This window comes from Acinetobacter sp. TUM15071 (assembly GCF_008980925.1).
Lineage (GTDB): Bacteria > Pseudomonadota > Gammaproteobacteria > Pseudomonadales > Moraxellaceae > Acinetobacter > Acinetobacter dispersus.
Genome location: NZ_BKGB01000001.1, coordinates 253,754 through 279,310 on the forward strand (window position 1 = coordinate 253,754; position 25,557 = coordinate 279,310).

At 41.4% G+C, this 25,557-nt stretch carries 20 protein-coding genes; 12 read left to right on the forward strand and 8 right to left on the reverse strand.

The genetic code is table 11. From position 1 onward, the window contains the following. Positions 1 to 1,212 (reverse strand): efflux RND transporter periplasmic adaptor subunit, encoded by a 1,212-nt coding sequence (locus tag GBI66_RS01145; protein ID WP_151714857.1) that lies wholly within the window; start codon positions 1,210 to 1,212, stop codon positions 1 to 3. Positions 1,213 to 1,446: 234 nt separating this feature from the next. Between GBI66_RS01145 and GBI66_RS01150 the strand changes: the two genes are divergently transcribed. The 3 genes from GBI66_RS01150 (at position 1,447) to GBI66_RS01160 (ending at position 5,500) form a co-directional block, all read left to right on the forward strand. After that, entirely contained in the window at positions 1,447 to 1,962 is a 516-nt protein-coding gene (locus tag GBI66_RS01150; RefSeq protein ID WP_151714858.1) for a sigma-70 family RNA polymerase sigma factor, read from the forward strand. A gap of 22 nt (positions 1,963 to 1,984) precedes the next feature. Beyond that, a complete protein-coding gene (locus GBI66_RS01155; protein ID WP_151714859.1) occupies positions 1,985 to 2,941 on the forward strand; it encodes a FecR family protein in 957 nt (318 codons plus the stop codon). 66 nt (positions 2,942 to 3,007) lie between these two features. Then, on the forward strand, positions 3,008 to 5,500 hold the full coding sequence (locus tag GBI66_RS01160; RefSeq protein ID WP_151714860.1) for a TonB-dependent receptor: 2,493 nt from the start codon (positions 3,008 to 3,010) through the stop codon (positions 5,498 to 5,500). An 83-nt stretch (positions 5,501 to 5,583) separates the two neighbouring features. On the opposite strand, the gene GBI66_RS01165 is transcribed toward GBI66_RS01160, so the two are convergent. The 5 genes from GBI66_RS01165 to catM all read right to left on the reverse strand — a co-directional run bounded on the left by GBI66_RS01165 (position 5,584) and on the right by catM (position 10,944). After that, a complete protein-coding gene (locus GBI66_RS01165; RefSeq protein ID WP_151714861.1) occupies positions 5,584 to 5,919 on the reverse strand; it encodes a DUF3325 domain-containing protein in 336 nt (111 codons plus the stop codon). Further along, positions 5,919 to 7,616, reverse strand: coding sequence for a PepSY domain-containing protein (locus GBI66_RS01170; RefSeq protein WP_151714862.1), 1,698 nt, complete (start codon positions 7,614 to 7,616; stop codon positions 5,919 to 5,921). Before GBI66_RS01170 ends, GBI66_RS01165 begins: the two co-directional genes overlap by 1 nt. Positions 7,617 to 7,620: 4 nt before the next feature. Next, on the reverse strand, positions 7,621 to 7,968 hold the full coding sequence (locus GBI66_RS01175) for a DUF3649 domain-containing protein (RefSeq protein WP_151714863.1): 348 nt from the start codon (positions 7,966 to 7,968) through the stop codon (positions 7,621 to 7,623). A gap of 502 nt (positions 7,969 to 8,470) precedes the next feature. Next, positions 8,471 to 9,736, reverse strand: coding sequence for an OprD family outer membrane porin (locus tag GBI66_RS01180; RefSeq protein ID WP_151714864.1), 1,266 nt, complete (start codon positions 9,734 to 9,736; stop codon positions 8,471 to 8,473). Positions 9,737 to 10,026: 290 nt separating this feature from the next. After that, entirely contained in the window at positions 10,027 to 10,944 is a 918-nt protein-coding gene (gene catM / locus GBI66_RS01185; RefSeq protein ID WP_151714865.1) for a cis,cis-muconate-binding transcription regulator CatM, read from the reverse strand. Between the two features lie 104 nt (positions 10,945 to 11,048). On the opposite strand from catM, the gene GBI66_RS01190 reads away from it, so the two are divergent. The 9 genes from GBI66_RS01190 (at position 11,049) to GBI66_RS01230 (ending at position 22,693) form a co-directional block, all read left to right on the forward strand. Then, positions 11,049 to 12,158, forward strand: coding sequence for a muconate/chloromuconate family cycloisomerase (locus tag GBI66_RS01190; protein WP_151714866.1), 1,110 nt, complete (start codon positions 11,049 to 11,051; stop codon positions 12,156 to 12,158). A gap of 14 nt (positions 12,159 to 12,172) precedes the next feature. Next, the gene (catC, locus tag GBI66_RS01195) at positions 12,173 to 12,463 is read left to right on the forward strand and encodes a muconolactone Delta-isomerase (RefSeq protein ID WP_004654828.1); all 291 of its coding nucleotides are present in this window, start codon (positions 12,173 to 12,175) and stop codon (positions 12,461 to 12,463) included. A 119-nt stretch (positions 12,464 to 12,582) separates the two neighbouring features. Further along, positions 12,583 to 13,503 (forward strand): catechol 1,2-dioxygenase, encoded by a 921-nt coding sequence (gene catA / locus GBI66_RS01200; protein WP_151714867.1) that lies wholly within the window; start codon positions 12,583 to 12,585, stop codon positions 13,501 to 13,503. A gap of 119 nt (positions 13,504 to 13,622) precedes the next feature. Then, on the forward strand, positions 13,623 to 14,306 hold the full coding sequence (locus GBI66_RS01205; protein ID WP_151714868.1) for a 3-oxoacid CoA-transferase subunit A: 684 nt from the start codon (positions 13,623 to 13,625) through the stop codon (positions 14,304 to 14,306). Between the two features lie 2 nt (positions 14,307 to 14,308). Then, the gene (locus GBI66_RS01210; RefSeq protein WP_151714869.1) at positions 14,309 to 14,962 is read left to right on the forward strand and encodes a 3-oxoacid CoA-transferase subunit B; all 654 of its coding nucleotides are present in this window, start codon (positions 14,309 to 14,311) and stop codon (positions 14,960 to 14,962) included. Between the two features lie 479 nt (positions 14,963 to 15,441). Further along, the gene (gene pcaF, locus GBI66_RS01215; RefSeq protein ID WP_151714870.1) at positions 15,442 to 16,650 is read left to right on the forward strand and encodes a 3-oxoadipyl-CoA thiolase; all 1,209 of its coding nucleotides are present in this window, start codon (positions 15,442 to 15,444) and stop codon (positions 16,648 to 16,650) included. A 16-nt stretch (positions 16,651 to 16,666) separates the two neighbouring features. After that, the gene (gene pcaD / locus GBI66_RS01220) at positions 16,667 to 17,446 is read left to right on the forward strand and encodes a 3-oxoadipate enol-lactonase (RefSeq protein WP_151714871.1); all 780 of its coding nucleotides are present in this window, start codon (positions 16,667 to 16,669) and stop codon (positions 17,444 to 17,446) included. Between the two features lie 300 nt (positions 17,447 to 17,746). Beyond that, on the forward strand, positions 17,747 to 19,948 hold the full coding sequence (locus GBI66_RS01225) for a TonB-dependent siderophore receptor (RefSeq protein ID WP_151714872.1): 2,202 nt from the start codon (positions 17,747 to 17,749) through the stop codon (positions 19,946 to 19,948). A gap of 279 nt (positions 19,949 to 20,227) precedes the next feature. Then, positions 20,228 to 22,693: a penicillin acylase family protein gene (locus tag GBI66_RS01230; RefSeq protein ID WP_151714873.1), complete on the forward strand. Its 2,466-nt coding sequence runs from the start codon at positions 20,228 to 20,230 to the stop codon at positions 22,691 to 22,693. 68 nt (positions 22,694 to 22,761) lie between these two features. On the opposite strand, the gene GBI66_RS01235 is transcribed toward GBI66_RS01230, so the two are convergent. Together GBI66_RS01235 and GBI66_RS01240 are read right to left on the reverse strand one after the other, a co-directional pair. Further along, positions 22,762 to 24,249, reverse strand: a complete 1,488-nt coding sequence (locus GBI66_RS01235) for an NAD-dependent phenylacetaldehyde dehydrogenase (protein WP_151714874.1) — start codon at positions 24,247 to 24,249, stop codon at positions 22,762 to 22,764. A 30-nt stretch (positions 24,250 to 24,279) separates the two neighbouring features. Beyond that, positions 24,280 to 25,497 (reverse strand): hypothetical protein, encoded by a 1,218-nt coding sequence (locus GBI66_RS01240; protein ID WP_151715000.1) that lies wholly within the window; start codon positions 25,495 to 25,497, stop codon positions 24,280 to 24,282. Positions 25,498 to 25,557: the final 60 nt, after the last annotated feature.

The window sequence follows — 25,557 nt, forward strand, 5'->3', positions numbered from 1 at the left end:
TTATCCAGCGACAGTTTTTGCTGGTAGTGACTTAGAAACATCATCTTGAATGATTTGTACTTCTTGCCCTTCTGAAAGTCGATCTATCCCCTCTAGCACCACCCGTTCATTGCCTTGTAAGCCTTCAATGATCTCGGTCTGTCCTTGTGAAACCACACCCAGTTTTAACAGACGCACTTCGGCTTTCTGCGCTTTATTGACAATATAAACATAAGTTCCTTTGGCGCCATGTTGGATGGCATCACTCGGCAGATGCACCGCATTTTGCAAGGTCTTGGCATTTAAACGAACATTGACAAATTGATTGGGAAATAAAGCATCATCGAGATTGGCAAAAACGGCTTTTACTTTGAGTGTGCCAGTATTCAGATCAATCTGATTATCCAGTGCCTGTACTGAACCTGTGGCCAATTGCTTTTGCTCTGCACGATCCCAAGCACTGACTTGAATGCTTTGCTTATTTTTTGTGGCTTGGCGAACCGTGTCTAAATAATTTTCCGCAATCGCAAACTGAATATACACAGGATGTATTTGGGTAATACTCAATAAACCTGTTGCTTCATTGGCTTGGATTAAATTACCTGCATCTTTTAAGCGAAAACCAACACGCCCCTCAATCGGTGCATATATCTTGGTATAAGACAATTGTAACTTTGCCGCTTCGACCAGTGCTTGATTGGCTTGCATCTGTCCCTTGAGCTGATTGACCAAGGCCTGTTGTTGATCAACCTGTTGCTTGGCAATCGAATCTTGCTTATACAACAGCTGATAACGATTCAATTCAGTTTGTGCATTTTGCAACTGCGCTAAATTTTGTTGCTGTGTCCCCTGTGCTTGTGCCAATGCTACCTGAAATGGGGTCGGGTCAATTTGTGCTAACAATTGCCCTTTCTTGATGTATTGCCCTTCTTGGAAATATAATTTTTGCAATACACCTGACACCTGACTCTGCACATTCACGGTATTAGCTGGAACCACTGTACCAATGGCCTTAATTTGTAATTGCAAATCGCCACGTTGTACCCCGACCACACGCACAGGCACAGGTTTACTCCATTGGCTAAACGATTCCTGTTTATTGGCTTGGGATTTTTTCCAATAATTCCAACCCCATACCATCAGCAATAAAAGCACTGTCAATGCAATCAACCATTTGATTTTATTTGATCGAGAATGCTGTTGTGGTTTTAAATCAATCTGTTGTTCACTCATGGCATGCTCTACTTAATCAAACAAAATTCATTAGAAATATGGGAGACGAAGAAAACAAAAAATGTTCCCCTACATTGGTTTAGTCGAACGAAAATCAAAATCAGCTCAATTTTTTCTGTAAAAGTATGTATACAATTTTATTGATATTAATAACAATTATCATTACTATTTGAAAATATTTTTTCCATCCGCCTTTAATTGTGCATCTCCCTGCTCATTTGTGGACTCCTTGCTATGAACCTGAATGTAGAAAAACAGTTATGGTTTAGCCACGTTTATCAATCACAACAAAGCTCGCTGTTGTCTTGGTTTAAGCACAAACTACAGCATCACCATCAATCGGAAGACTTGAGTCAGGAAGTGTTCTATCGTGCCTTAAAAAGCGACTTTTGCTTTGAAAAGATTAAAGAACCTCAGGCATGGTTAATGGGCATCGCCAAGCATGTGATTATTGATTATTGGCGGCATCAGCATGTAGAACACCTGTATTTAGATGCCCTTGCACAGCTACCAGAAGAATACTATCCCTCAGCTGAATACGAAGTCTGTATTCGTGAAACACTTTATCAAGTGCATTTGATGCTGGAAAAGCTACCTCAACGTACAGCACAGGTGTTTTTATTATCGCAATTGGATGGGCTGACCTATCGTGCGATTAGTGAAAAACTGGAGATTTCAGAAGCAACGGTCAAAAGAGAAATGAAACAGGCTTTCTTGGCCTGCATAAGTCTTTATAATCAGACCGATTAATTGCTGAATTTGCTTTGCTGCTATGTCTCAAGCCCCTAAAATCCCTGATCATGTATTGGACCAAGCCGCAGATTGGCTGGTGCTATTACATTCAGGTGAAATGACTAAGTTACAGCAGCAACAATTTGAACATTGGCAAGCAGAAAAGCAAGAACACGCCCTAGCCATTCAGCAAATCAATAAATTTACCCATGGCTTAACAGGTTTATCCAACCACTTTCCCTCAGATTCTTTAGTCCAGTCCAAGCAAAAATTTAATCTGACTGCAAAACGAAATATGCTGTTGAGCCTTTCAGGATTGTTGGTTATCGGCTACGGAATGTATTTGTTACCTTGGGCAAAATGGCAATCTGATGATCATACTGAGGTCGGTGAAATTAAAACCATTGCACTGCAGGATGGTTCAACCTTGATCTTGGCCAGTGATAGTTATATCAACGTGAATTTCTCCGAACAGACTCGACAAATTCAACTGATCGAAGGTGAAATTTATTTCCAGACCGCCAAAGATCCGCAACACCGTCCATTTATGGTGAAGACCAAAGATGGTGCAATTGAGGCCTTGGGTACTCAGTTTACGGTACGACAAGAGCATCATGATCAAACTCGGGTCAAAGTGTATCAACATGCTGTTGCTTTACAGCCGCAGGATTCTGGGCAACGGCAAATTTTACAGCAAGGTCAACGTGCATATTTCGACAGTCAACAGATCTCTAAACCTTTACCATTGAATAACGAGCAACCCTACTGGACTCAGCACTTATTGGTGGTAGAACAATGGCCACTCGAAAAAGTCATTGGTGAACTATATCGTTATAAAAAAGGCACTTATTTTATCGAGCCAGCGTTAAAAGACCTTCGTATTTCAGGCGTTTTTTCATTAAAGAATCCTCAACAAAGCCTAGAAACACTGGCCTATACCCATCAACTTGAGTTGAGTTATTACAGTCCATATGTATTAAAAATAAAAAAAAGATAAAAAGATGATCCTTTTTTTGATCTTGTTCGACTTATAGAGAAATACACTCCCAATCGAGAAGACCACATGAAGGATTATCAGGCGAAAACTACCTTGGCGTTGGCTGTACGCGCCATTTTATGGGGCATGCCACTCAGCGTTATCAGTATTGCAACGACTTCTGCCTATGCTGCCAATGTTTATCAGATTTCGATTAGCTCAACCACACTCGATCAAGCACTTAAACAGCTCGCGATTCAAACAGGCACCACCATTAGCTATGATTCGACCACACTCTCTAAAATAAAAAGCGCTTCACTCAAAGGGAATTATTCAGTAGAAACTGCTTTGGAGACTTTGCTTAAACCACATGCATTTGAAGCCATCAAAGTTGCCAATACGGGATACAGTATTCAACCCAAAGCAACTGTAGCAGCGGTTGAACCTAAAGTCGTTAAATTAGAAGCGATTCACACACGAGCAGATCAAACTCGAAATAGCAACGCTCAGCAAGAAAGCAATTCAACACAGCTTCCAACAATTTCGATCAAAGCCGCTAGCCAAAATATGACAAATGTTGGCAAGCAAGCTCAGAATATTAAAGACGTACCACAATCTGTAACAGTTATGTCTCGTCAGCGTCTTGATGAACAAGGCCTAAAAACCCTTGATGATGTCATGGTACAAACAACAGGGGTAACACGCGAACAGCTCTGGTTAAATAATAACTATAGTGCACGTGGTCTAAAGATTGAAAATATCCGTTATGACGGCGGCAGTACTTCAAGTCTAGAAGATCGAAGTAACAGTGCTGATATGGCACAATATGACGCAGTTGAGGTGTTGCGTGGTGCAGATGGTTTATTCGGTGCTGGTGAAGCTGGCGGTGTGATTAATCTCACCTCTAAACGACCAAAAGCAGAAACCGAAATCAATGGATCAATTTCAGCAGGTAGCTGGAATAATTATCGTGGTGAATTTGATGCGACTGGTTCTTTAACAGAAGATCAAAGTGTTAAGGGACGTTTGGTCACTGTTTTTCAAGATCGAGACTTCTTCTACAAACCAACACAAAGCCGCCGTGAAATGGTCTACGGTGCATTAAGCTTTGACTTGCTACCCGAAACAACATTGTTTACGGGTGTGAGTTATCAAAAAGATAAAGTAGATGCTTTTAATGCCAGCTTACCTCGTTGGGAAGATGGCGCAGATCTGCATTTACCGCGCAGTACGACAATGGGAGCACCTTGGGGTTGGATCGAACGTAAAAACACATCCTTCTTCGCCAATCTCCAACACCAAATTAATGATGACTGGAAAACACAACTGAATGTGCGTCACAACATCGGGAATGACGCGATTAACAGTGCTGAAATGGAAGGTGCTGTCAGTTATGACACTCACCAAAGCCAATGGTGGCGCTATCAGGATGATACGCGCTTTAAAGAAACAACAATGGATTTAAACCTACAAGGCAGCTTTAATTTATTTGAACAAAAGCATGATCTGATTTTAGGTATTGATCATAGTAACAACCAAAAAGATTATCGACTAAATTGGACCTATTATGCTGATGGCGATGCATTTAATCGCGTTGCACCACCAGAATGGGACTACCCTGCGCTCTCTTGGGCAACCAATACGACCAACAAGAATAATAAATCTGCACTTTATGGTTCTTTAAAATTACGCCCTGTTGATGATTTAGCCCTCATTCTTGGTGGACGCTACACCTTTAAAGATGAGTTAACCATCAATAACCACAATAGCAATATTGAAAACACCTATACAGAAGACAAAAAATTTGTTCCTTATTATGGGATTACCTATGATATTTTGCCTTCTACTACAGCCTATGCAAGCTTTGCAGAAATTTATAAAAATCAGCGTAACTATTTAACAGCAGCCGATGGCCCAGGACTCGAACCATTAACAGGGCGAAATATTGAATTTGGTATCAAGCATCAAATTAATACAAACTTGCTTGCATCCATTGCTTATTTCGATATCAAAAAAGAAAAGGAAAAAGTGTATAACGCCTATACCAGCATTCCAAACAGCAACTCACTATGCTGTTATATCGGTACAGGTTCTATGGAAAGTAAAGGTGTTGATGTTGAACTCAATGGCAATATTAGCCCTGACTGGAATTTATCTGTAGGTTATACCTACAATAAAAACGAGAAAAAGGATAATACTGAAAATCCATATAATAGCTACACCCCTAAAAATCTGTTAAAAATTTGGACAACCTATCAGCTTGATCAAATTGTCGATGGGTTAGAAATAGGCGGCGGTGTAATTGCTCAAAGTAAAAACTATGCAGCAGGATCAGTCAGAGAGTTTAATCCAGTAACACAAAAGTTTGATGGTGCTTGGAAAAGTATTGAGCTGGTTCAACCCAATTATGCTATTTGGTCAGCGCGTGTCGCTTATGACATTAATCCGCAATGGAATATCGCACTTAACTTAAACAATATTTTTGACAAAACCTATTACAGTACAATCGGCTATCCAGGTTATGGTAATTTTTATGGCGAACCACGTAACTTCCTTTTGACTTTAAAAGCAAGTTACTAAAGCTCTAAAAATCAATTCATAACCAAAATAAAAAGAGGAAACATTCGTTTCCTCTTTTTATGTCACTTCAATACAAGCAAATCTTAAATCAAGGTCACAATCAGCAGTAGCCCAAATACAACAGTCACAATCACATTGGCCTGCAACAGTTTTTTAGGTTGATAGGTTAATAATAATCCCACTGCCAAAGCAGCAAAGGTGATACAACCCAACCACTCAGACAAACCGACCGAAGCCCCTTTCAAATAAATCATGACCAACGCAGAGAGAAGTAACATCACCCAGCCTACAATTTCAAAACGTCGACTATTTTGCGCTGAAATCTGAACACTAAAAATATCGCGCTGATGCTTACTCATCCCACAGGCAAGTGCTGATAACGCCACCACAGCAACACACCACAACATCAATGCTGCCATTATGCTTGCTCCTGTCCAGCTTGAACTTTAGGCTGTTTTTTCTGCTTTACCGCCAAGCCTTGGTAACGCTTTAACTTGTAATAAGAATAGATAAAAATCAGACCCAAAATAATGCACACCAGATCAAAACTGGCGATCATCCACTGCCCATGATAGATACTCATCCACAGTGCCTGCCCGCCTGTAAGGAAATTCAGAATCGGCATAAACAGGAACAGTACAGCTGCTAAAGCCAGTTGTTCCAGCCACGCAGGGCGATGTGCCCGAATAGCCGCATGAATTAAACACACAAGCCATGCAATAAAGAACACATTAATCTCTAGCGGAGAACGTTCTGCCAGTTGAGCGGGGATAAAACGATTGGCAATGAAATAGGCTGCACAGGCAATTGGTAGACCTGTGATTGCGGTAATATTTAGGACTTCAACCACTCGATGACCAAAAGGCTTATACCCTAATTTCTGTACATCTGGAATGCGTTTTACCACCCATAAGATCAGACCTGAAGCCACCATCATTGTGCCTAACACACCTGATAAAAATAGCAACCAACGCAACGCCGAATCCACACCATGTGCCATATGCAACCATGTCACCAAGGTATAAATTGCTTTTGAAGTTGAGTTAACCGGCTTGGCTTCATCAATCAATTGCCCTGTCACCGCATTAAACTTCATTGAAGGAATGCTTTCTCGATCCAGCAATGTGGTGGTACGGGTTGCATTAAATTGGACATCCGCTTCAACCGTATTCGGCTTATTCACTCGAATTGAAGCAATCGGGTTATCTTCCCAACCTTGTTGAACGTAATGACTTAATGTGACTAAATTCACCATTGGTGCTGCTGCAAGTACAGGTGCTGCCTGTTCGGCCTCACCACGACGGCCACCACCTCGATTACCACGCCCTTCCTCTGCTGCTTCTTTTTGTTTTTGCTCTGCCAATAAACGTGCTTGCTCAGGTGTTTTAGCAACAGGTTCATTCAACATCTGATAGAAATTTTGCCCATTTCCATAATGGCTGTTCATCGCCCAAGGCATAAACATGAACATCAACAGCAACAAGCCACTAAAGGTGATCATGATATGAAAAGGTAAGGCAAAAACAGCCGTTGCATTATGAGCATCGAGCCACGAACGCTGGCCTTTGGCTGGACGAAAGGTAAAGAAATCCTTGAAAATCTTTTTATGGGTGATAATACCGCTGATAATCGCTACGAACATGAATAAGGTTGCGATACCAACAATCCAACGCCCCCAAATACGTGGCATGCCATAAAGTTCAAAATGGAAGCGATACAAGAAACCACCACCCCGAGTTTCACGTGCTTTAATCTCTTGGCCCGTTTGAGCATCTAGATAGATTTCACCCCCACGACGACGACCTTCACCCGGCTTACGGATATTCAGCATAATGGCGGGTTGGCGTTCATTGGCAAAACGGATATTCCAGCTTTCAGCAGGCTGCCCGTTTTGCTGTAAATACTGTAGTGCATAACTCAATTGTTGCTGCTGTGAAGTATTATTCACAGACTGATGCAATTCAGGTTTCATCCACACCGTAATTTCATTTTGGAAAAAACTGAGCGTACCCGTAAGAAAAACTGCGTAAAGCAGCCATCCCAAGAGCAGGCTTGTCCATGTATGTAACCATGACATCGACTGGCGAGGGCCTTCATTTTTACCATCAACACGCATTACATTACCCTTTTAAAAACCAATAGATCAACGTCATCAATACACTGGGAACAATGACCCCCAACCAGACTTTCACGGTTGAGTTGACCAGAAATACCCAAATGAACACCGCACAATGAATCACAAATGCCAGCATGGTCGCCCCAAACACGGCATTGGCTTTTAAAGGCTCAGTTGTAAACAGAACCCCCATTAACATTGCAGCAATCGCAGCAAAGTAATAACCACCAAAAATGGCCAAGACAAAACGTGAAAAAATCATCAATCGATATTTAATCAATGATGATTGTTCAACCTTCTTTTTTGTGACCCTTTTGGCGGAGGCCAAGGGCACAGACGCTTCAATATTCATAAAAGACACCCAGTCAGGTGACGATCATGCAAAATAATCGCCACCACCATTTCAGGAAGATTAGAAACAAAACTTAAGATTTAGATAATATTGGCGGCCACGGACATCACTATATTTGCTGAGGTAATATTGGGTTCCAGACATGTCGACCGTGTAATCGTTGAGTCCGCTTGTTTTTGACAAGCAAGAACCTTAATTCATTCTTAAAAATTTCGTGAATAATACGCAAAATAAAAAAAATAACAACAATAATGATAATTATTATCAACAATAGCATTAGCTCCAAATATTCTCCAAAATTTATAGAATAGACAATGACAACAAAAGCTTATGAGATAGAAAGTTGATCCATGAATCTTAACAATCGATATAGCACTCAACTTTAGACAAGATTGGGAGCTAAGTATTCTCAGGTTTTAGTGATTGCGATTAAAAAAACAAGCCCATCTTATTCGCGAATTCAAATAAGATGGGCTGTTCAATTCTTGTATTGAATCGACAATTAAAACTTATGTGTATACGTGGTCATGATTCGATTTTCGACAAAATCTGTACCTGGGTTATTACCAGCGCCATATTTAATATCAGCTCGAATATGCCGCCATTCAAAGCCGAGACCTTTCAGTTTGCCTTCTGGTACGGTGTAATTGATGATGACATTTTTTTCAGTTTCCTTATTATCCTTAAACCCTTCCCGATAGATTTCACTGCCATTTAAATAACGTAATGTCAGTTTTAACCCGGGGATACCCTGCTCTTTAAAGTCATAACTATATAAAACATGCCAAGTGAACTCTTTGGCTTTGTAGAAAGCAATTGCAGACCAGCTCTGTAAATAGGCTTGTGGAACATAACCATTTAATAAGGGAATATTGTCCTCACCCATATGCTTTTGCAGACCTGTCAAAATGGTATGTGGTCCATTTTGCACACTGGCTTGCAGACCGATTGACTGGACATCAATATCGCCAAAATAAGCATCACCATCTTCTTTATAGTTAAAATAGCGGGCGTCCACTTTAAGCTTGCTTTTGTTGACTGTTTCGGTAAAGGTCGCATTCAAATATTGTTGTTGATAGATATCTTCAAGCTGCCCAAACCAATAAGAACCCGTCAACTGAGGAGTAAAATTATAATCGAGACCCAGAAAATTCAGCCCGTCGCTTCTTTTGTTTGGATCTGTCGAGTTGCCTAAAGTAAATTTTCGATACTCATCATCATCTCGAGCATTCACATGGGTAAAACGCCCTGCAGATACTTTTAAATTTTTAATGTCTTTGCTTTCCAGCATTGCACCTGCATAAGTGGTGACCAACTGCCGAGAATCATCAATAAACAGTACCGGTGTTTTTGGGAAAAGCTCACCGACTTTCAGTTCAGTATTGTGATATTTAAATTTTAAAGTTGCGCCTAATTTTAAATAATCACGCTCCTGTCGCCCTTCGTGCTGATCATATTTAAATACGGTATCTAGGCGTTCATCATAACGATCCGTTAAACGCAAGGCATATTGAAAGCCCATATCCAAACCGACTTGAATCGGTGTATCGGTATAACCAGATTCAAAGCGTCCTGTCATCGCCTGAGACCAACTGCCTAAATCTTTATTGGTATTTTCAAAATCCCGTTCCAAGTAAAAATTACGCAGATAAATGCTTTTTTCACTGTCTTTAAAAAAATCTGCATAAGCCACATTAATATTAAGACAACCAAAGAATGTAAATAGGGCTACGCGCTGTGCTCGATACAGCGTATCTGGTTTTAACATGGGAAATCCTTTCCTAAGTTTTGAAATTATTGTTGCTATAAGAGATGAATTGATAGCTAATCCATTCGATAGACCATGCTTTCCGATTGCTTTAAAACCGACATAAATTCAGAAAGATATATTTGGATCAAATATTGGTCATGCTTTATTATTTGAATTATTAATGTAATTTTCCATAGATAATGAAGTATATAGTTATACCTTTTAAGTCTAGTTTTAGGTTATTTTCGCCACAATTAAAAAAGCGATCATGATGATCGCTTGTAAATAAACTTGCTGCCTAGAGTGGCTTAATCACCCTCTAGTTGGATCGGAATGCCTTCTTCTTCAAATACCTGCTTAATGCATTCTAAAATCTGAGGCAAATACGGACTCTGATCCATATTGCGCACTGCCAATGAAATTGGGGTATAGGCCTCCAAATCTAGGATTGGGATATACACCAGATTCTTCATACCAATGTCACTGGCACTTTCTGGAATAAGACAAATCCCCTCACCTGATGACACCAAACCAAGCGCCATATGAATTTCACGTACTTCAACGATGTCTTTAGGCACTAGTCCCAAGTCGGTAAAAATCGACTGAATCAAAGTGGAAAAATTCGGTTTTTGGGTGGCAGGATAAGAAAAAATAGGTTCATCAATAATCTGAGACAGATAAATGCCCTGATCGATAAAGCGAGTTAAATGATGGTTTTTATGAATGGCTAATTTGAGTTTTTCTTTACGCAATAAAATCCGTTTAATTGCAGGATCACTAATTCTTAAACGTCCAAAGCCTAGATCGATTTTACCCAGCTTTAATGCTTCAATCTGATCCTTGGTGCCGTGTTCAATCAACTCCACCTGAATATCAGGATGGTTTTGACGGAATAAATAAATCACTTGGGGTAACAACGCATAAAGTAATGAACTTACATAGCCAATACGTACGATCTTATTCACCGTGCTAATACGTTTTGCCATAGAAGCAGCTTGGGCGGTATGGGTCAAAATCTGCACCGCATGCTGATAAAAGAACTGCCCCGCCTCTGTAGTTTTTACAGGTCGTGAACCACGTTCAAATAGCAGGATTCCAAGTTCCTCTTCCAATTTTTGGATCTGTCGGCTTAATGGCGGTTGTGCAATGCATAACTTTTCTGCGGCTTTGGTAATGCTCTGTTCCTCGACCACCGTCACGAAATAACGAAGATGTCTTAATTCCATTTAATATACCTTTTAAGTATCTAAAAATACCAAATTCAGCCTAGTTATAGATATTACATTAATTTAGGGTATGTAAATAGCTTAGGACGAAAGAAATACCAAAGATGTATAAATCCATTGAAACCCTACTTGTCGAGATTCCAACCATCCGCCCGCATAAGATGGCGGTTGCAACCATGCAAACCCAAACCTTAGTCATCATTAAAGTGACAACAGAAGATGGTTTGATTGGTTGGGGTGAAGCAACGACCATTGGTGGCTTGGGTTATGGAGATGAAAGTCCTGAAAGTGTCAAAACCAATATCGAGCACTACTTTTCGCCATTGTTAAAAAGCTTGGACAGTTTTAATGTGGCTCAGACATTACAGGCCATTCAACACAACATCAATGGGAACCGTTTTGCTAAATGTGCCATTCAAACGGCGTTATTAGATATTCAGGCACAACGTTTAGGTCTACCGCTCAGTGAAGTCTTAGGTGGACGCCTACGTGATAGCGTCCCTGTACTTTGGGTTTTAGCCTCAGGCAATACTGAAAAGGACATTGCTGAAGCAGAAAAAATGGTTGCGTTAAAACGCCACAATGTGTTCAAGCTCAAGATCGGCTCTCGCCCAGTTGAACAGGATGTTGAACATGTACTGGCAATTAAACAAGCCTTGGGTGCAGAGGTTTCGATTCGTGTCGATGTCAATCGTGCATGGTCTGAGTTGAATGCGATTAAAGGGATTCAAATGCTGCAGGATGGCGGTGTTGATCTGATTGAGCAACCGTGTGCGATTCATAATATTGATGCCATGCAACGTCTGACCCGTAAATTCGATATTGCCATTATGGCGGATGAATCTTTAACCGGTCCGCAAAGTGCTTATCAACTGGCAAAAAGCAATGCAGCCTCAGTGTTTGCGGTAAAAATTGCACAGTCAGGTGGTCTGATTGAAGCTTGCGAAGTCGGCAAAATTGCCAATCTGGCAGGTATCGATCTTTACGGCGGCACCATGTTGGAAGGCCCTGTTGGTACAATCGCTTCCGCACATGCCTTCTCTACTTTTAGCAATTTAGCCGCTGGCACAGAACTGTTTGGTCCACTGTTGCTCACGGAAGAAATTTTAAAAACACCGCTTCAATATGGCAATTTTGAACTCAAAATTCCAACTGGCCCGGGTCTCGGTATTGAACTGGATGAAGACAAAATCGACAACTTACGTCGTCAATAATTCAAGGAGTTGCCATGCTTTTTCATGTACGAATGGATGTAAATATCCCACTCGATATGCCAGTTGAACAAGCCAATCAAATTAAAGCTGTTGAAAAGGCCTATTCACAAGATTTACAGCGTCAAGGCAAATGGCGTCATATCTGGCGTATTACGGGACAATACTCAAATATCAGTATCTTTGATGTGGACAGCAATGAAGAGCTACACAATATTTTACAGGGGCTGCCATTGTATCCCTACATGAATATTGAAGTGATGGCGATGAATCGTCACCCATCAGCCATTCGTGAAGATGACAGCTAAACGCGCATAGTAGATAAAGTTAAAAACAGAATTTGAACAAGGAATGTGGCAAGCCAAGCAAGCAGCAAAACAGCAAGTCCGCGAGCCACCAAAAACTATCATACTTCAGGAGAATATGTATGAACCGTCAAGAAATCGATGCACTGGTTAAAAAAATGAATGTGGATACCGCGACAGGTGAAGTTAATCCACGTGTACAACAAATTGTGGTTCGTCTGCTCGGTGATCTTTTTCAAGCGATTGAAGATTTAGATATCTCACAAAGCGAGCTGTGGAAAGGTCTGGAATACTTTACCGATGCAGGTCAGGCCAATGAACTCGGCTTATTGGCAGCAGGTTTAGGTCTTGAGCATTATCTGGATTTGCGTGCCGATGAAGCAGATGCCAAAGCAGGCATTACGGGTGGAACTCCACGTACCATCGAAGGTCCATTGTATGTGGCAGGTGCGCCTGAATCTGTTGGTTTTGCTCGTATGGATGACGGTTCTGAATCGGACAAAGTCGATACCTTATTCATTGAGGGTACAGTGACTGATCCTGAAGGTAATATTATCGAAGGCGCTAAAGTCGAAGTTTGGCATGCCAACAGCCTAGGTAACTATTCGTTCTTTGATAAGTCACAATCTGACTTTAACTTACGCCGTACCATTTTATCTGATGCCGATGGTCACTATGTGGCACAAACCACTATGCCTGTCGGTTATGGCTGCCCACCAGAAGGGACCACTCAAGCAGTACTAAACTTGCTTGGCCGTCACGGTAACCGCCCTTCTCATGTGCACTATTTTGTGTCTGCACCGGGTTATCGCAAATTAACCACGCAGTTCAATATTGAAGGTGATCAATACCTTTGGGATGACTTTGCATTTGCAACACGTGAAGGTCTTATCGCAACTGCAGTGGATGTAACAGATGAAGCAGAAATTGCTCGTCGTGGTCTCAACAAACCATTCAAGCACATTACCTTTAATGTTGAATTGGTGGCAGAAAAAACAGGTGCGCCAACTACCGAAGTTGACCGTCGTCGTGTCAGTGCTTAACACCACAAATTTACTGTGAGCTAGACCTTAGCTCACAGTTTTTAAATTTCTATGCATACCCGTTTATACAGCAATTCGTATGTATAGAAATTTGAAAACATGGATAAAAGGTTGGCCTTATGATTGATAAAAGTACCCTCACATTGACTGAGGCACTGTCACAGATCAAGGATGGCGCAACCATCATGATTGGTGGCTTTGGCACCGCAGGACAACCCGCTGAACTGATTGATGGATTGATCGAACTTGGTATTAAAGACCTTGTCATCGTCAATAACAATGCTGGCAATGGTGATTATGGCTTGGCCAAACTGCTTAAAACAGGGGCAGTACGTAAAATCATTTGTTCTTTCCCACGTCAGTCTGATTCATGGGTATTCGATGAACTGTATCGTGCAGGCAAGATTGAGCTTGAACTGGTGCCACAAGGTAATCTGGCATGCCGTATTCAAGCTGCAGGCATGGGGCTCGGTGCAGTATTTACCCCAACTGGCTTTGGTACTCTGTTGGCTGAAGGTAAAGAAACCCGTCATATCGACGGTAAAGACTATGTACTTGAATATCCAATCAAAGCTGACTTTGCTTTAATCAAAGCCCATCAAGGCGACCGTTGGGGCAATCTGGTCTATAACAAATCTGCGCGTAACTTTGGTCCAATCATGGCGATGGCTGCTGATGTCACCATTGCACAAGTCTCTGAACTGGTCGAACTCGGTCAACTTGATCCTGAACATATTATTACCCCTGGGATTTTTGTACAGCATGTGGTTGCAGTTGATGCGACGACTGGCGCAGGAGCATAAACATGAGCTATCAAAAACTAAGCCGTGACCAGATCGCTGAACGTGTCGCACAAGATATTCCAGATGGTGCTTATGTCAATCTCGGCATCGGCCTTCCAACCAAGATTTCAAACTATCTTCCAGCCGATAAAGATGTATTCCTGCATTCGGAAAATGGCCTACTCGCATTCGGTCCACCGCCTGCCAAAGGTGAGGAAGATCCTGAGCTGATCAATGCTGGTAAGGAATATGTGACCATGCTGACGGGTGGCAGCTTTTTCCATCATGGAGACTCCTTTGCCATGATGCGTGGCGGACATCTGGATATTGCGGTACTCGGTGCCTTTCAGGTTGCAGCCAATGGTGATCTAGCCAACTGGCATACCGGTGCAGCAGATGCAATTCCTGCGGTGGGTGGGGCGATGGATCTCGCTGTCGGTGCCAAGAAAGTATTTATCACCACCGATCACAATACCAAGCAAGGTGAACCGAAGATTGTGGAAACGCTTTCCTATCCGGCAACGGGATTGAAATGTGTCGATCGGATTTATACCGACCTGTGTGTGATTGATGTGACAGTAGACGGTTTAAAAGTGATTGAGAAAGTGGATGGTTTGAGCTTTGAGGAGTTACAGGTGTTGACAGGTGCTCAGTTGATTGATGCGACTCAGGGATAATGAATCCCTCCCAACCTCCCTTTTTAAAAGGGAGGAGTTCCCCTCTTTACAAAGAGGGGTTAGGGGAGATTTTTAAGGATAAAAAGTACCAAAAATCCTTTGTTAGACTGATGGTATATCCATATACCACAGTCTAACGGGCGGCATCCATGCCGCCGCCGCGAAATGCTTATGGTAAAGTCTCAGATCGAGATTTTCACATAGTCGAATATAAATTGAGAGTTGCTATCGTGATTGGCGACAAGGATGTCGCCCCGTTACTCAGCACAACAAGGAAGTTGTGTCTGAGTAACAAAGGTTTTTGGTCACTTTTTTTAAAAAGTGACAAGAATGAGCTACTGGCATTTGATTTAAGACGATAAGACTCCGTCGTGTTCACTCATAACTGAGTAATGACAATCAACTATCGATAAATGCTCAAAAAGACTTTAACGATATGGCAGTGATCACAACAGATTTAGAAATGGAAATGTAAGAATATGAAAAACGCTTATATCATCGATGCCATCCGTACCCCATTCGGTCGCTATGCAGGCGGTCTTGCACCTGTACGTGCTGATGACTTGGGAGCCATTCCAATTCAAGCCTTGATGCAACGTAACCCAAGTGTTGATTGGCAACAAGTCGATGATGTGATTTATGGTTGTGCCAATCAGGCGGGTGAAGACAATCGCAACGTTGGACGTATGTCGGCACTATTGGCAGGCTTACCTTATCAAGTACCAGCAACCACAGTGAACCGTTTATGTGGTTCATCACTGGATGCCATTGCCATAGCTGCCCGTGCGATTAAAGCCAATGAAGCTGACCTGATTATTGCAGGTGGCGTCGAAAGCATGAGCCGTGCCCCCTATGTGATGGGTAAATCTGACAGCGCCTTTGGGCGTAACCAAAAGATTGAAGACACCACCATGGGCTGGCGTTTTATCAATCCAAAGCTCAAAGAAATGTATGGCGTGGACAGCATGCCGCAAACCGCGGAAAACGTTGCAGAACAATTCAATATTAACCGTGCCGATCAAGATCAATTTGCCTTCAACAGCCAGCAACGTACTGCAACTGCACAAGCCAAAGGCTTCTTCGTCAATGAAATCGTACCCGTCAGCATTCCACAGCGTAAAGGTGATGCACTTGTGGTGAATACGGATGAGCATCCACGTGCATCAACCACGTTAGAAGCATTAACCAAACTCAAAGGTGTGGTTAAAGCCGACGGGACGGTCACGGCGGGCAATGCCTCTGGGATTAATGACGGCGCTGCTGCGGTGTTGATTGCTTCGGATGAAGCGGTGGAAAAATATCAGCTCAGGCCACGTGCCAAAATCATTGCAGCCACTACAGTTGGGGTTGAACCACGGATTATGGGCTTTGCGCCTGCACCTGCGATCAAGAAACTGCTGAAACAGGCCAATCTCACGCTAGAACAGATGGATGTGATTGAACTGAATGAAGCTTTTGCAGCACAGGCTTTGGCGGTAACCCGTGATTTGGGTTTGGCAGATGATGATGCACGGGTTAATCCGAATGGCGGTGCAATTGCATTGGGTCATCCTTTAGGTGCCTCTGGTGCGCGTTTGGTCACAACGGCCTTAAACCAGCTTGAACAGATCAAGGGACAATATGCCTTGTGTTCAATGTGTATTGGTGTCGGTCAAGGGATTGCCTTGATTATTCAACGTGTTGATTAAAATAAAGGAATAGTAGATGTCAGTTTTTCAGTCTGCCGATGCGCAAATTCACTATCAAACCTTTGGCGATCCCAACGCCCCGGCACTGGTGTTTTCCAACTCTTTGGGGACCAACTACGGGATGTGGCAACAGCAATTCAATTATTTTAAAGAACACTTTTATGTGATTTGTTATGACACACGTGGTCATGGTTCATCTTCGACGCCAACTGGCCCATATACCCTGCAACAACTCGGTGAAGATGTCGTTCGCCTACTCGATCATTTAAAAATTGAAAAAGCTCATTTCTGTGGTATTTCTATGGGCGGAATAACAGGTCAATGGCTTGCCATCCATTACCCAGAACGTTTTCAACGAGTCGTTGTGAGTAATACCGCTGCAAAAATTGGACAGGAACAAGCATGGCTCGATCGTGCCCAACTGGTTCGAAAGCAAGGTTTAGTTCCTATCGCCACGACAGCGGCTTCACGCTGGTTTACAGATCCCTTTATCCAAAGTCATCCTACAATCGTCAATAATCTGTGTAACGACTTAAGTGCTGGCAGCGCAAATGGTTATGCCAATTGTTGTGAGGCTTTGGCTAAGGCGGATGTCCGTGAACAGTTGAAGGATATTACCATTCCGGTCTTGGTCATCGCTGGTACACAAGACCCTGTGACTACCGTTGCCGATGGACAATTTATGCAACAGCATATTCCGGATGCCAAGTTGGTAGAAATCAATGCCTCACATATTTCAAATATTGAACAAGCAGAGCAGTTTAATCTAGCTTTATTGCATTTTATCCAAAGCTAGATTGGGAAAAATGTAATACGCCCTTTCCGTCACTTGAGTGAAAGCACTCGTAAAATTTCATGATACTTTTACGAGTGCCAACAAAACAGATTAGGTCATTAAATATAATTTAATAGGTTAATATTTATCTCATCGAATATACCAACTATTTGTAAATATTAATTTTTATAAAATCACAAAAATAATAACAATTACCATTATCAATAAAAAATCGTAACATTTATCCATGCTCAATACTGAAGTGGTTGCTAGCCACGATGCTAAAAGCAGCTATTTAATCATTGGACAGGATATCGGTATATGTTGTTTCTCAGCTCACGAACAATCCATAAAAATAAAAAGGTAAGCATCAAACAGCTCAGCTTTTTTCTAGTTATTGCTCATAGTACGACCAGCTCGCTCGCCAATGATATTGCAGCAACCATAAAACCCAGTCATATCAATGAGGCCCAAGTTACCCTCCCCACAATTCAAGTTGCAGCAATACAAGATTCCTTATATTTACCTAATCTTTATGCGGGTGGGCAAATTGCACGCATTACACAAATGGGGATTTTGGGCAATAAAGACTATATGGACTCACCTTTTAGTCAGGTCGGTTATAGTTCCAATGCCATCCGTCATCAACACGCTCTCAGCGTAGCTGAAACGTTGACCACTGCAGATGCCTCAGTACGTACAACCACAGGCAGTACCAATCGCTATGATGCACTGACAATTCGGGGCTTCCGTATTGAAAATGATGATATGGCCTTGAATGGCTTATTTGGTCTCGTCCCTGCTTATCGTGTAGGTGTCGATCCCGTTGAACGGATAGAATTGACTCGTGGTGCAGGTGCATTTTTATATGGCATGTCACCCTTCGGTGCGATTGGTGGCAATGTTAATGTTGTAACTAAACGAGCAGATAAACAACCACTTAGACAACTCACAACAGCGTACAGCACTGATCAACATCTTGGTATCCATGCCGATATCGGACAACGCTTTGGAGACAATCAAGAATATGGTCTAAGGCTCAATACCGCATATCGTGATGGAGATACAAGCATTGATCATCAAAACTCAAGAAACAGTTCACATTCTTTTGGCTTAGACTATCACGCGGATCGTTTGAATCTTTCTGCAGATATCATCTACCAAAAGGATATGATGAGCCGAGCAGTAAGAGGCCTGACTGCAATAGCAGGAATTGATATACCCAAAGCACCAAATCCCAAAACCAATCTATCTGCTTTATCTGATTATTCTCAGGCAGAGAGTTTAACTTTTTTGAGTCGTGCCGAGTATCAACTCAATGATGCAGCCCTCGTCTATGGTACGGTTGGACATAATCACTTTAACTATGACAAACAAGAAGTTCCAGGATTAACAATCTTAAATCCTAATGGTGATACTCGTGCGGACACCAACTTACAACAGGGTCATAATGGCACTGTTTCAGCAGAAGTTGGCACTCGCATTAAATTATCTACAGGCAATATTCAGCATCAATTCGTTTTAGCTGCTAATCATTTTCGTCAACAAGGCTGGTTTGGACAATCACGATATGAAAGTTACTTAACCAATATTTATCATCCGACTTATGTTGATGACTTAGGTCAGCCCATTGCAGTGGTACCCAAGGCAAAAAGCAATGAAACAATGCTAAGAAGTGTGGTATTTGCAGACACCTTATCCACAGCACAAGACAAGCTACAATTCACCCTTGGACTACGTCACCAACAAGTTGAGACCAGTAACTTTTCGGCCAATGGTGAGCGAAGCAATCATTATAATGAAAGTACCACGACGCCTTCATTTGCTTTGGTCTATAAACCATTTAAACAACTTTCTTTTTATGCAAACTATATTGAGGCCCTGACCGTTGGAGCAACACCACCAAATGATGCTGTAAATTTTAATCAGGTATTTGCACCCTACAAATCCAAACAATATGAGCTTGGAACTAAATTTGATTTAGGTAACTTTGGTGGGACAGTCGCAATTTTTCAGATTCGTAAACCCACAGGTATCGTCGATCCAGAAAGTAAAATATATAGCCTTGACGGCGAACAACAGAATCAGGGAATTGAACTCAATGGCTTTGGAAATATTACACCGACACTGCGCTTTCTAGGAGGTTTAAGCTTCGTAGATGCCAAACTACGTCGCACACAAGATGGACTCAATGACAATCATCATGCTGTTGGAGTACCACAATTTCTAAGCAACTTGGGCCTAGAATGGGATACACCATTTAACCCACGAATCACACTTACAGGGCGGATGATACATAATGCACAAGCTTACGTGAGTGCAGATAATAGTCAGTCTGTACCAGACTGGACACGTTTTGATTTTGGCGGACGCTATCAAACTAAAATAGGGAAAATCCCTGTTACCTTACAAGCCAATTTAAATAATGTATTTAATAAAGCATATTGGGAAGCCAATCCGAGTAGCTATATGACTATCAGTACGCCCAGAACGCTATTACTCTCCACCACTTTCGATTTCTAAAGTCAGTACAATCATTTTCCTTCATATAAAGTCTTGTTGATACAAGACTTTATATTATCGACAGCATAAAAGCACGACCATTCCACTGACGATGACTATAAGTAAAACGCTCATAAAGTATAAAGATATACCCACAAGGTAATGGAAAATTACATAGATAAATCATCATAATTTCAAATAATGAACAAGGCATGTTCACGCGTGAATCATTTTAGTATCAGAAAGAAGATTTTCAAATTATTCACACTTAAATCATAGTAAAAATAAGGATATCTACAATTGAAAAATCATGAACCCATCTATCAACATACGCTGTTTAAAAATGGAATTTTAGGACTAAGTTGTGCCTTACTTATCGGATGTAATTCATCTTCAAGTGTAGAAACACCCCCTATCTCAAAACAGATCACCATTAAAAGAGATAGTTTTGGTACACCACATGTTTATGCAAATGACACCTTTGGTCTTTTTTATGGCTATGGGTATGCAGTGGCAACAGATCGCTTATTTCAAATGGAGATGTCAAAACGTACAGGCCAAGGTACGGTCGCCGAAGTGCTGGGACCAGACTATTTACAGTATGACATTGCAACACATAGTCGTTTTGATCCAGAAAATATCAGACAACAAATTGCGCGACTCTCTCCTGAAGACCGTGCAATTTTTGAAGGTTATGCGGCAGGTTTCAATAAACGCATCAAAGAAGTTTTAGCCAATCCAGCACTCATGCCAAAAGAATTTGTTGATTATGGATTTAAACCCTCAAGCTGGGAAACAGAAGACATAGCAATGGTTTGGGTCGGCCTCATTCTCAATCGCTTCTTTTCAGCAAGTTTAGAAGTTTCAAACTTAGACTTGCTCACTCAACTACAAAAAGAAAAAGGTCAAGCTGAGGGTCTTAAAGTCTATCAACAATTACGTTGGCTAGATGATCCCAAAGCGCCAACAATTATTCAGTCCGAACAAGCAGCACAACTTTCAGCACGACAGCACGCGATTTCAAAAAAGATGTTGCCTATCTCCAATCAGGCAGCAGAAAAATATTTGGCACAAGCACGTATTGCACTGGGTAAAAGCGTGATTTATGGTGTTCCAACAGCCAGCAATGCTTGGGTAGTAAAAGGAGATAAGACCATTGAGGGCCAGACTGTTTTATATAATGGCCCCCAACAAGGCTGGTATACCCCTGCCATCACCTATGCAATTTGCCTGCACGGCGCTGGCTATGACCTAACAGGTATTACTCCTGTCGGTTTACCTGCAATTTTATTTGGCACCAATGGCAAAATCGCATGGGGTTCTACGGTAGGCTCACTCGATACTAACGATGTTTACCAACTCAATCTAAACCCAAGTAATTCAAAAGAATATTTATACAAAGGCACTTATATTCCATTTGAGCACAAGCAAGTAAAAATAAAAGTTAAGAATCAGGCGGACCATATTTTAGATGTTTATAAGAGCAAACAAGGCTTTGTCAGCACATGGGATGAAAAAAATCACACCGCCTATGCTCAAAAACGTAGCTGGGAAGGTGTAGAAATTGAAACCTTGTTAGGCTGGGCCAATGCAGCCAAGGCCAGCAATTGGGAAGAGTTCCTTGCTCAAGCCAAACGTGTCGCAGCCTCTATTACTTGGTTCTATGCCGATACCAAGAATAATATCGGGGTCGCTGCGTTGGGTCGTTTACCTATTCGCCCTGAAAACCAGCATATTCAACTTCCTGCACTTGGCGATGGTTCAATGGAATGGCAAGGTTTCTACGATTTCTCGCAGAATCCAAAACAATATAATCCTGAAAAAGGTTATATCAGCAGTTGGAACAATAAAGCGTATGCAGGGTTACGTTCTGACTCTTCGAATTTCTCATATGTTGATCGTGTCAATGAACTGATCGAACCATTGGAAAGCAAACCAAAGTTAAGCCAACAAGAGATTTGGGACATCAATAAAACAGGTGCTTGGTCAGATCTAAATGCGCGCTATTTTATTCCCTCTATGATCAAAGCCGCACAAAGTGATAAAGCTTCGGCCCAAACTAAAAAAGTCGCACTGCTATTGGCAGAATGGGATCTAAAATTACGCCCAGATCGTGAAGGGAAATATTATCAGGGTGCAGCGCCAGCGATTATGCGTGCATGGCTGAATCAGATGATTATCTTGGTATTAAAACCGAACTTATCAGAAAGTATTTATCAGCGTTATACCGATACGCTTTATCCAGTCAATAATGATCCACGTAGTGCCCAGCCAGCCAGCGCCTCAAAATTAATCTGGAATGCTCTTCAAGGTAAACAGGCAAGTGTTCCACAAAATATTGATTTCTTAAAAGGACAAACAGCAGATGAGGTTGTTTTAAAAGCTTTAGAAAATGCACTGACTGAACTTTCAAAACAGTATCGCTCTACTGACCCGAATGACTGGAAAATTCCGGTAGCAACGATGGGCTTTTCCAGCAAAAATTCAGTCGGTATTCCATGGGCTGATCCATCACATGAACAACAGCTCAGTACTTATGGCAATACAGGAAGTGCTACGTTTAGAGTGGTGTTAAATCCAAATCAAGTCACCATGTGTTCGATTTTGGCACCAGGACAAAGTGGCTTTATCAACCAAAATGGAAAAACTGATGCTCATTTTGCAGATCAACTGCCTTTATTTGAAAGTTATAAATGTAAAGATGATGCGGTGAGCCCAAAGCAAATCGATCAAGCAACACAACGAAGTATCACTTTAACTTACTAACTTTTAGTCCAATTTATCTTTTAAAAACGAGGTTTATTATGTCTCAAATAACAAACCTCGTTCATCACTTAATATCGAATCATGACCGATTTTAATTCAGTGTAATCTTCAATAAATGCATCTGAAAATTCTCTGCCAATTCCTGACGCTTTCACCCCACCGAATGGAACAGATGGATCTAAGAATGTATGCATATTGACCCATAAAGTCCCTGCTTCAATTTTCGGAATTAACCGCAAAGCTTTAGATAAATCATTTGTCCAAATACTTGCGGTTAAACCAAAGCGTGACTGATTCATCAACTGAATAAGTTCTTCATCAGTGTCGAATGGCATTACGCCAACCACAGGTCCAAAAGTTTCTTCTGAAAATAAAGGATCATCCGTATTTTTAAAGGAAATTAAAGTCGGCTGTACAAAATATCCTGTCTGATCTAAAGCCTCTCCCCCTGCAATAATCTGGTTGTTGGCTTTTGCCATTTCTAAATAATGTTTTACTTTATGAAAATGTGGCTGATTAGAGAGCGGACCAAACATACTTCCTTCATCCATAGCCGATCCAATTTTGAAACTAGCAAGTGCTTTAGAGAGTTTCTCGACCAGTTCATCATATTTTGTACGGTGTACAAAAAAACGCTCTGGGGATGCACAAACTTGACCTTGATGCACAAAAGTTGCTTGCATCAAAGTTGGTAAAATCTCATCAATATTTGCATCGGCCAAAACAGCAATGGCATTTTTACCGCCCAACTCCAGACTGACACGGGTTAAATCGCTGCTCATCGCAAGTTTACCAATCGCAATGCCAGTCGGAACTGAACCTGTAAATGAGACTTTCTTAACCAGCGGAGACTCAATTAAATATTGACCTGTATCGCCCTTACCAGTCACCACATTAATCACACCAGCTGGAATCCCTGCTTCAATGGCAAGTTCAGCTAAACGTAATAAAGATAAGCTGGCAAACTCACTTGGTTTAAGCACAATGCTGCAACCAGTTGTTAACGCTGAACCAATTTTCCACACACCAATCATCAGTGAAAAATTCCAAGGCACAATCCCTGCAACCACACCAATCGGTTGTCTTAAAGTAAAGGCCGTATATTTTTCACCTTGCATAGAAGGAATAGAAGGTTGCATGGTTTGACCATTAATTTTGGTTGCCCAACCCGCAAAATATCTTAAGAAAATAACAGATTGTGCGACTTCAAGATGGCGGGAAATATTAATGAGTTTTCCGGTAGACAACGACTCGAGCTGTGCTAGTTCCTCAGCATGTTGCTCAATTAAATCTGCCAGTTTATTCAGTTTAACGCCACGCTGATACGGTGTCGTTTCAGCCCAAGCATTTTGAAAAGCATGTTCCGCACTTTTCACCGCATTTTCGACATCTTGTTGACTACCTATACTAATTTGAGCAACAACTTGTTCCGTCGATGGATTTACAATATCCACTTTATCTAAATGCTCGGCAGCAACTAATTTTCCATCAATAAAATGTCCATGTTGACGTGCCATAAATTGCTGTACGCTTTGTAAAATCTGAACTTCACTCATTTTCTTTTCCTTAAATCACTTTAGAACCAATTAATAGATGTATTGCAGAATCAACTGGGCATACACATTGGTCTTATCATCGTAATTTTGAGTACCACCACTATGGATATCGTGCTTTGGCTTATACAGTCCGATCAGCGGAATAACGGTGAGATTGTTATTGACTGACCAAACTGAAAATACATCCAGCTCATGCCCATCGACATTTGCCAATGCCTTATTTACGGTTTGAAACTTATAAGCCAAAGCACCCAACATAAAATTTTCTTTTAAATTCATCATGTAAGAGACTTGATGAATATCGGCATTTTTATTGAAGGGTCCTGCATAGTTTCCAGCAACTTCTCCCTGAAACCATGTCCCAAATCCCACCGTATTGCCGTAAAACATGGGGTCGTATTGGTCGGAAAAATGGCTAAAACGGTAGCCTAATGAGGGCGTATATTTTGAAGATAAAAAGTTATAGTTCAGTGCTAAATAGCCGGCATTTTCTTGACCATCTTTTTTATCTTGCACCACAAACTCAGTTTTAACTTGTAGCTCTGGTAAAGGTTGATAATTCAAGCGTAAAGCATAATTTTTAAGATCTTCGCGCCCTGAAACTTGCTCAGCATCATCAAGGTCTAATACATCTAAATAAGTAAAACCGATGCCTTTATCTTTGAGTTGATAAATCAGATCCGTCACAAACAGTTCTGATGAAAATTGTGCTTTGTTATTCGACTTTAAATACGCCAGTTTTAGCGTTGTATCTTGTTGCGGTTTGTATTGAAGCAGACTGCTAAAATCAAAGCTGCGTCGTGCTGCCAGATAGTAAGCCCCACCTCGATCGAGTGCCCCATCCGCAGGTGCTTTACCCAGATTTAATGCATCTCCGGCAATGAAAAAACCATCACCAATCATGATATTTTGTCGACCAATACTTAAATCATAGGTCGTTAATTCATCTTTATTAGTGCCGTCTTTAAAACCAATGATCCATTCATTCACATCTGTTTTGCGCTCTTTGCCATTACTATTTTGGCCTGCGTCACCATCGCCAAATGTTGCCGAGCTAATACCGCTCAAACTTGCATAGAGCTGATTGTTTTTGAAGGTATATTGCCCCTTAGCGCCATATTTAAGGTGACCTTCTTGCCAATTGATTCTTTCATCCTCTAGGTTTTCGCCGTTATAGCTTTTACCGCTACTAAAAGCCCCAAAAGTTGCTTCAAAAGTCGGTTTAATTTCTAGCTCACTTGCATGCACAGTTGAAAAAAATGAGACAAAGAGAGTCCCTCTCATAACTTGAGAAAGTAGGGTTTTCAT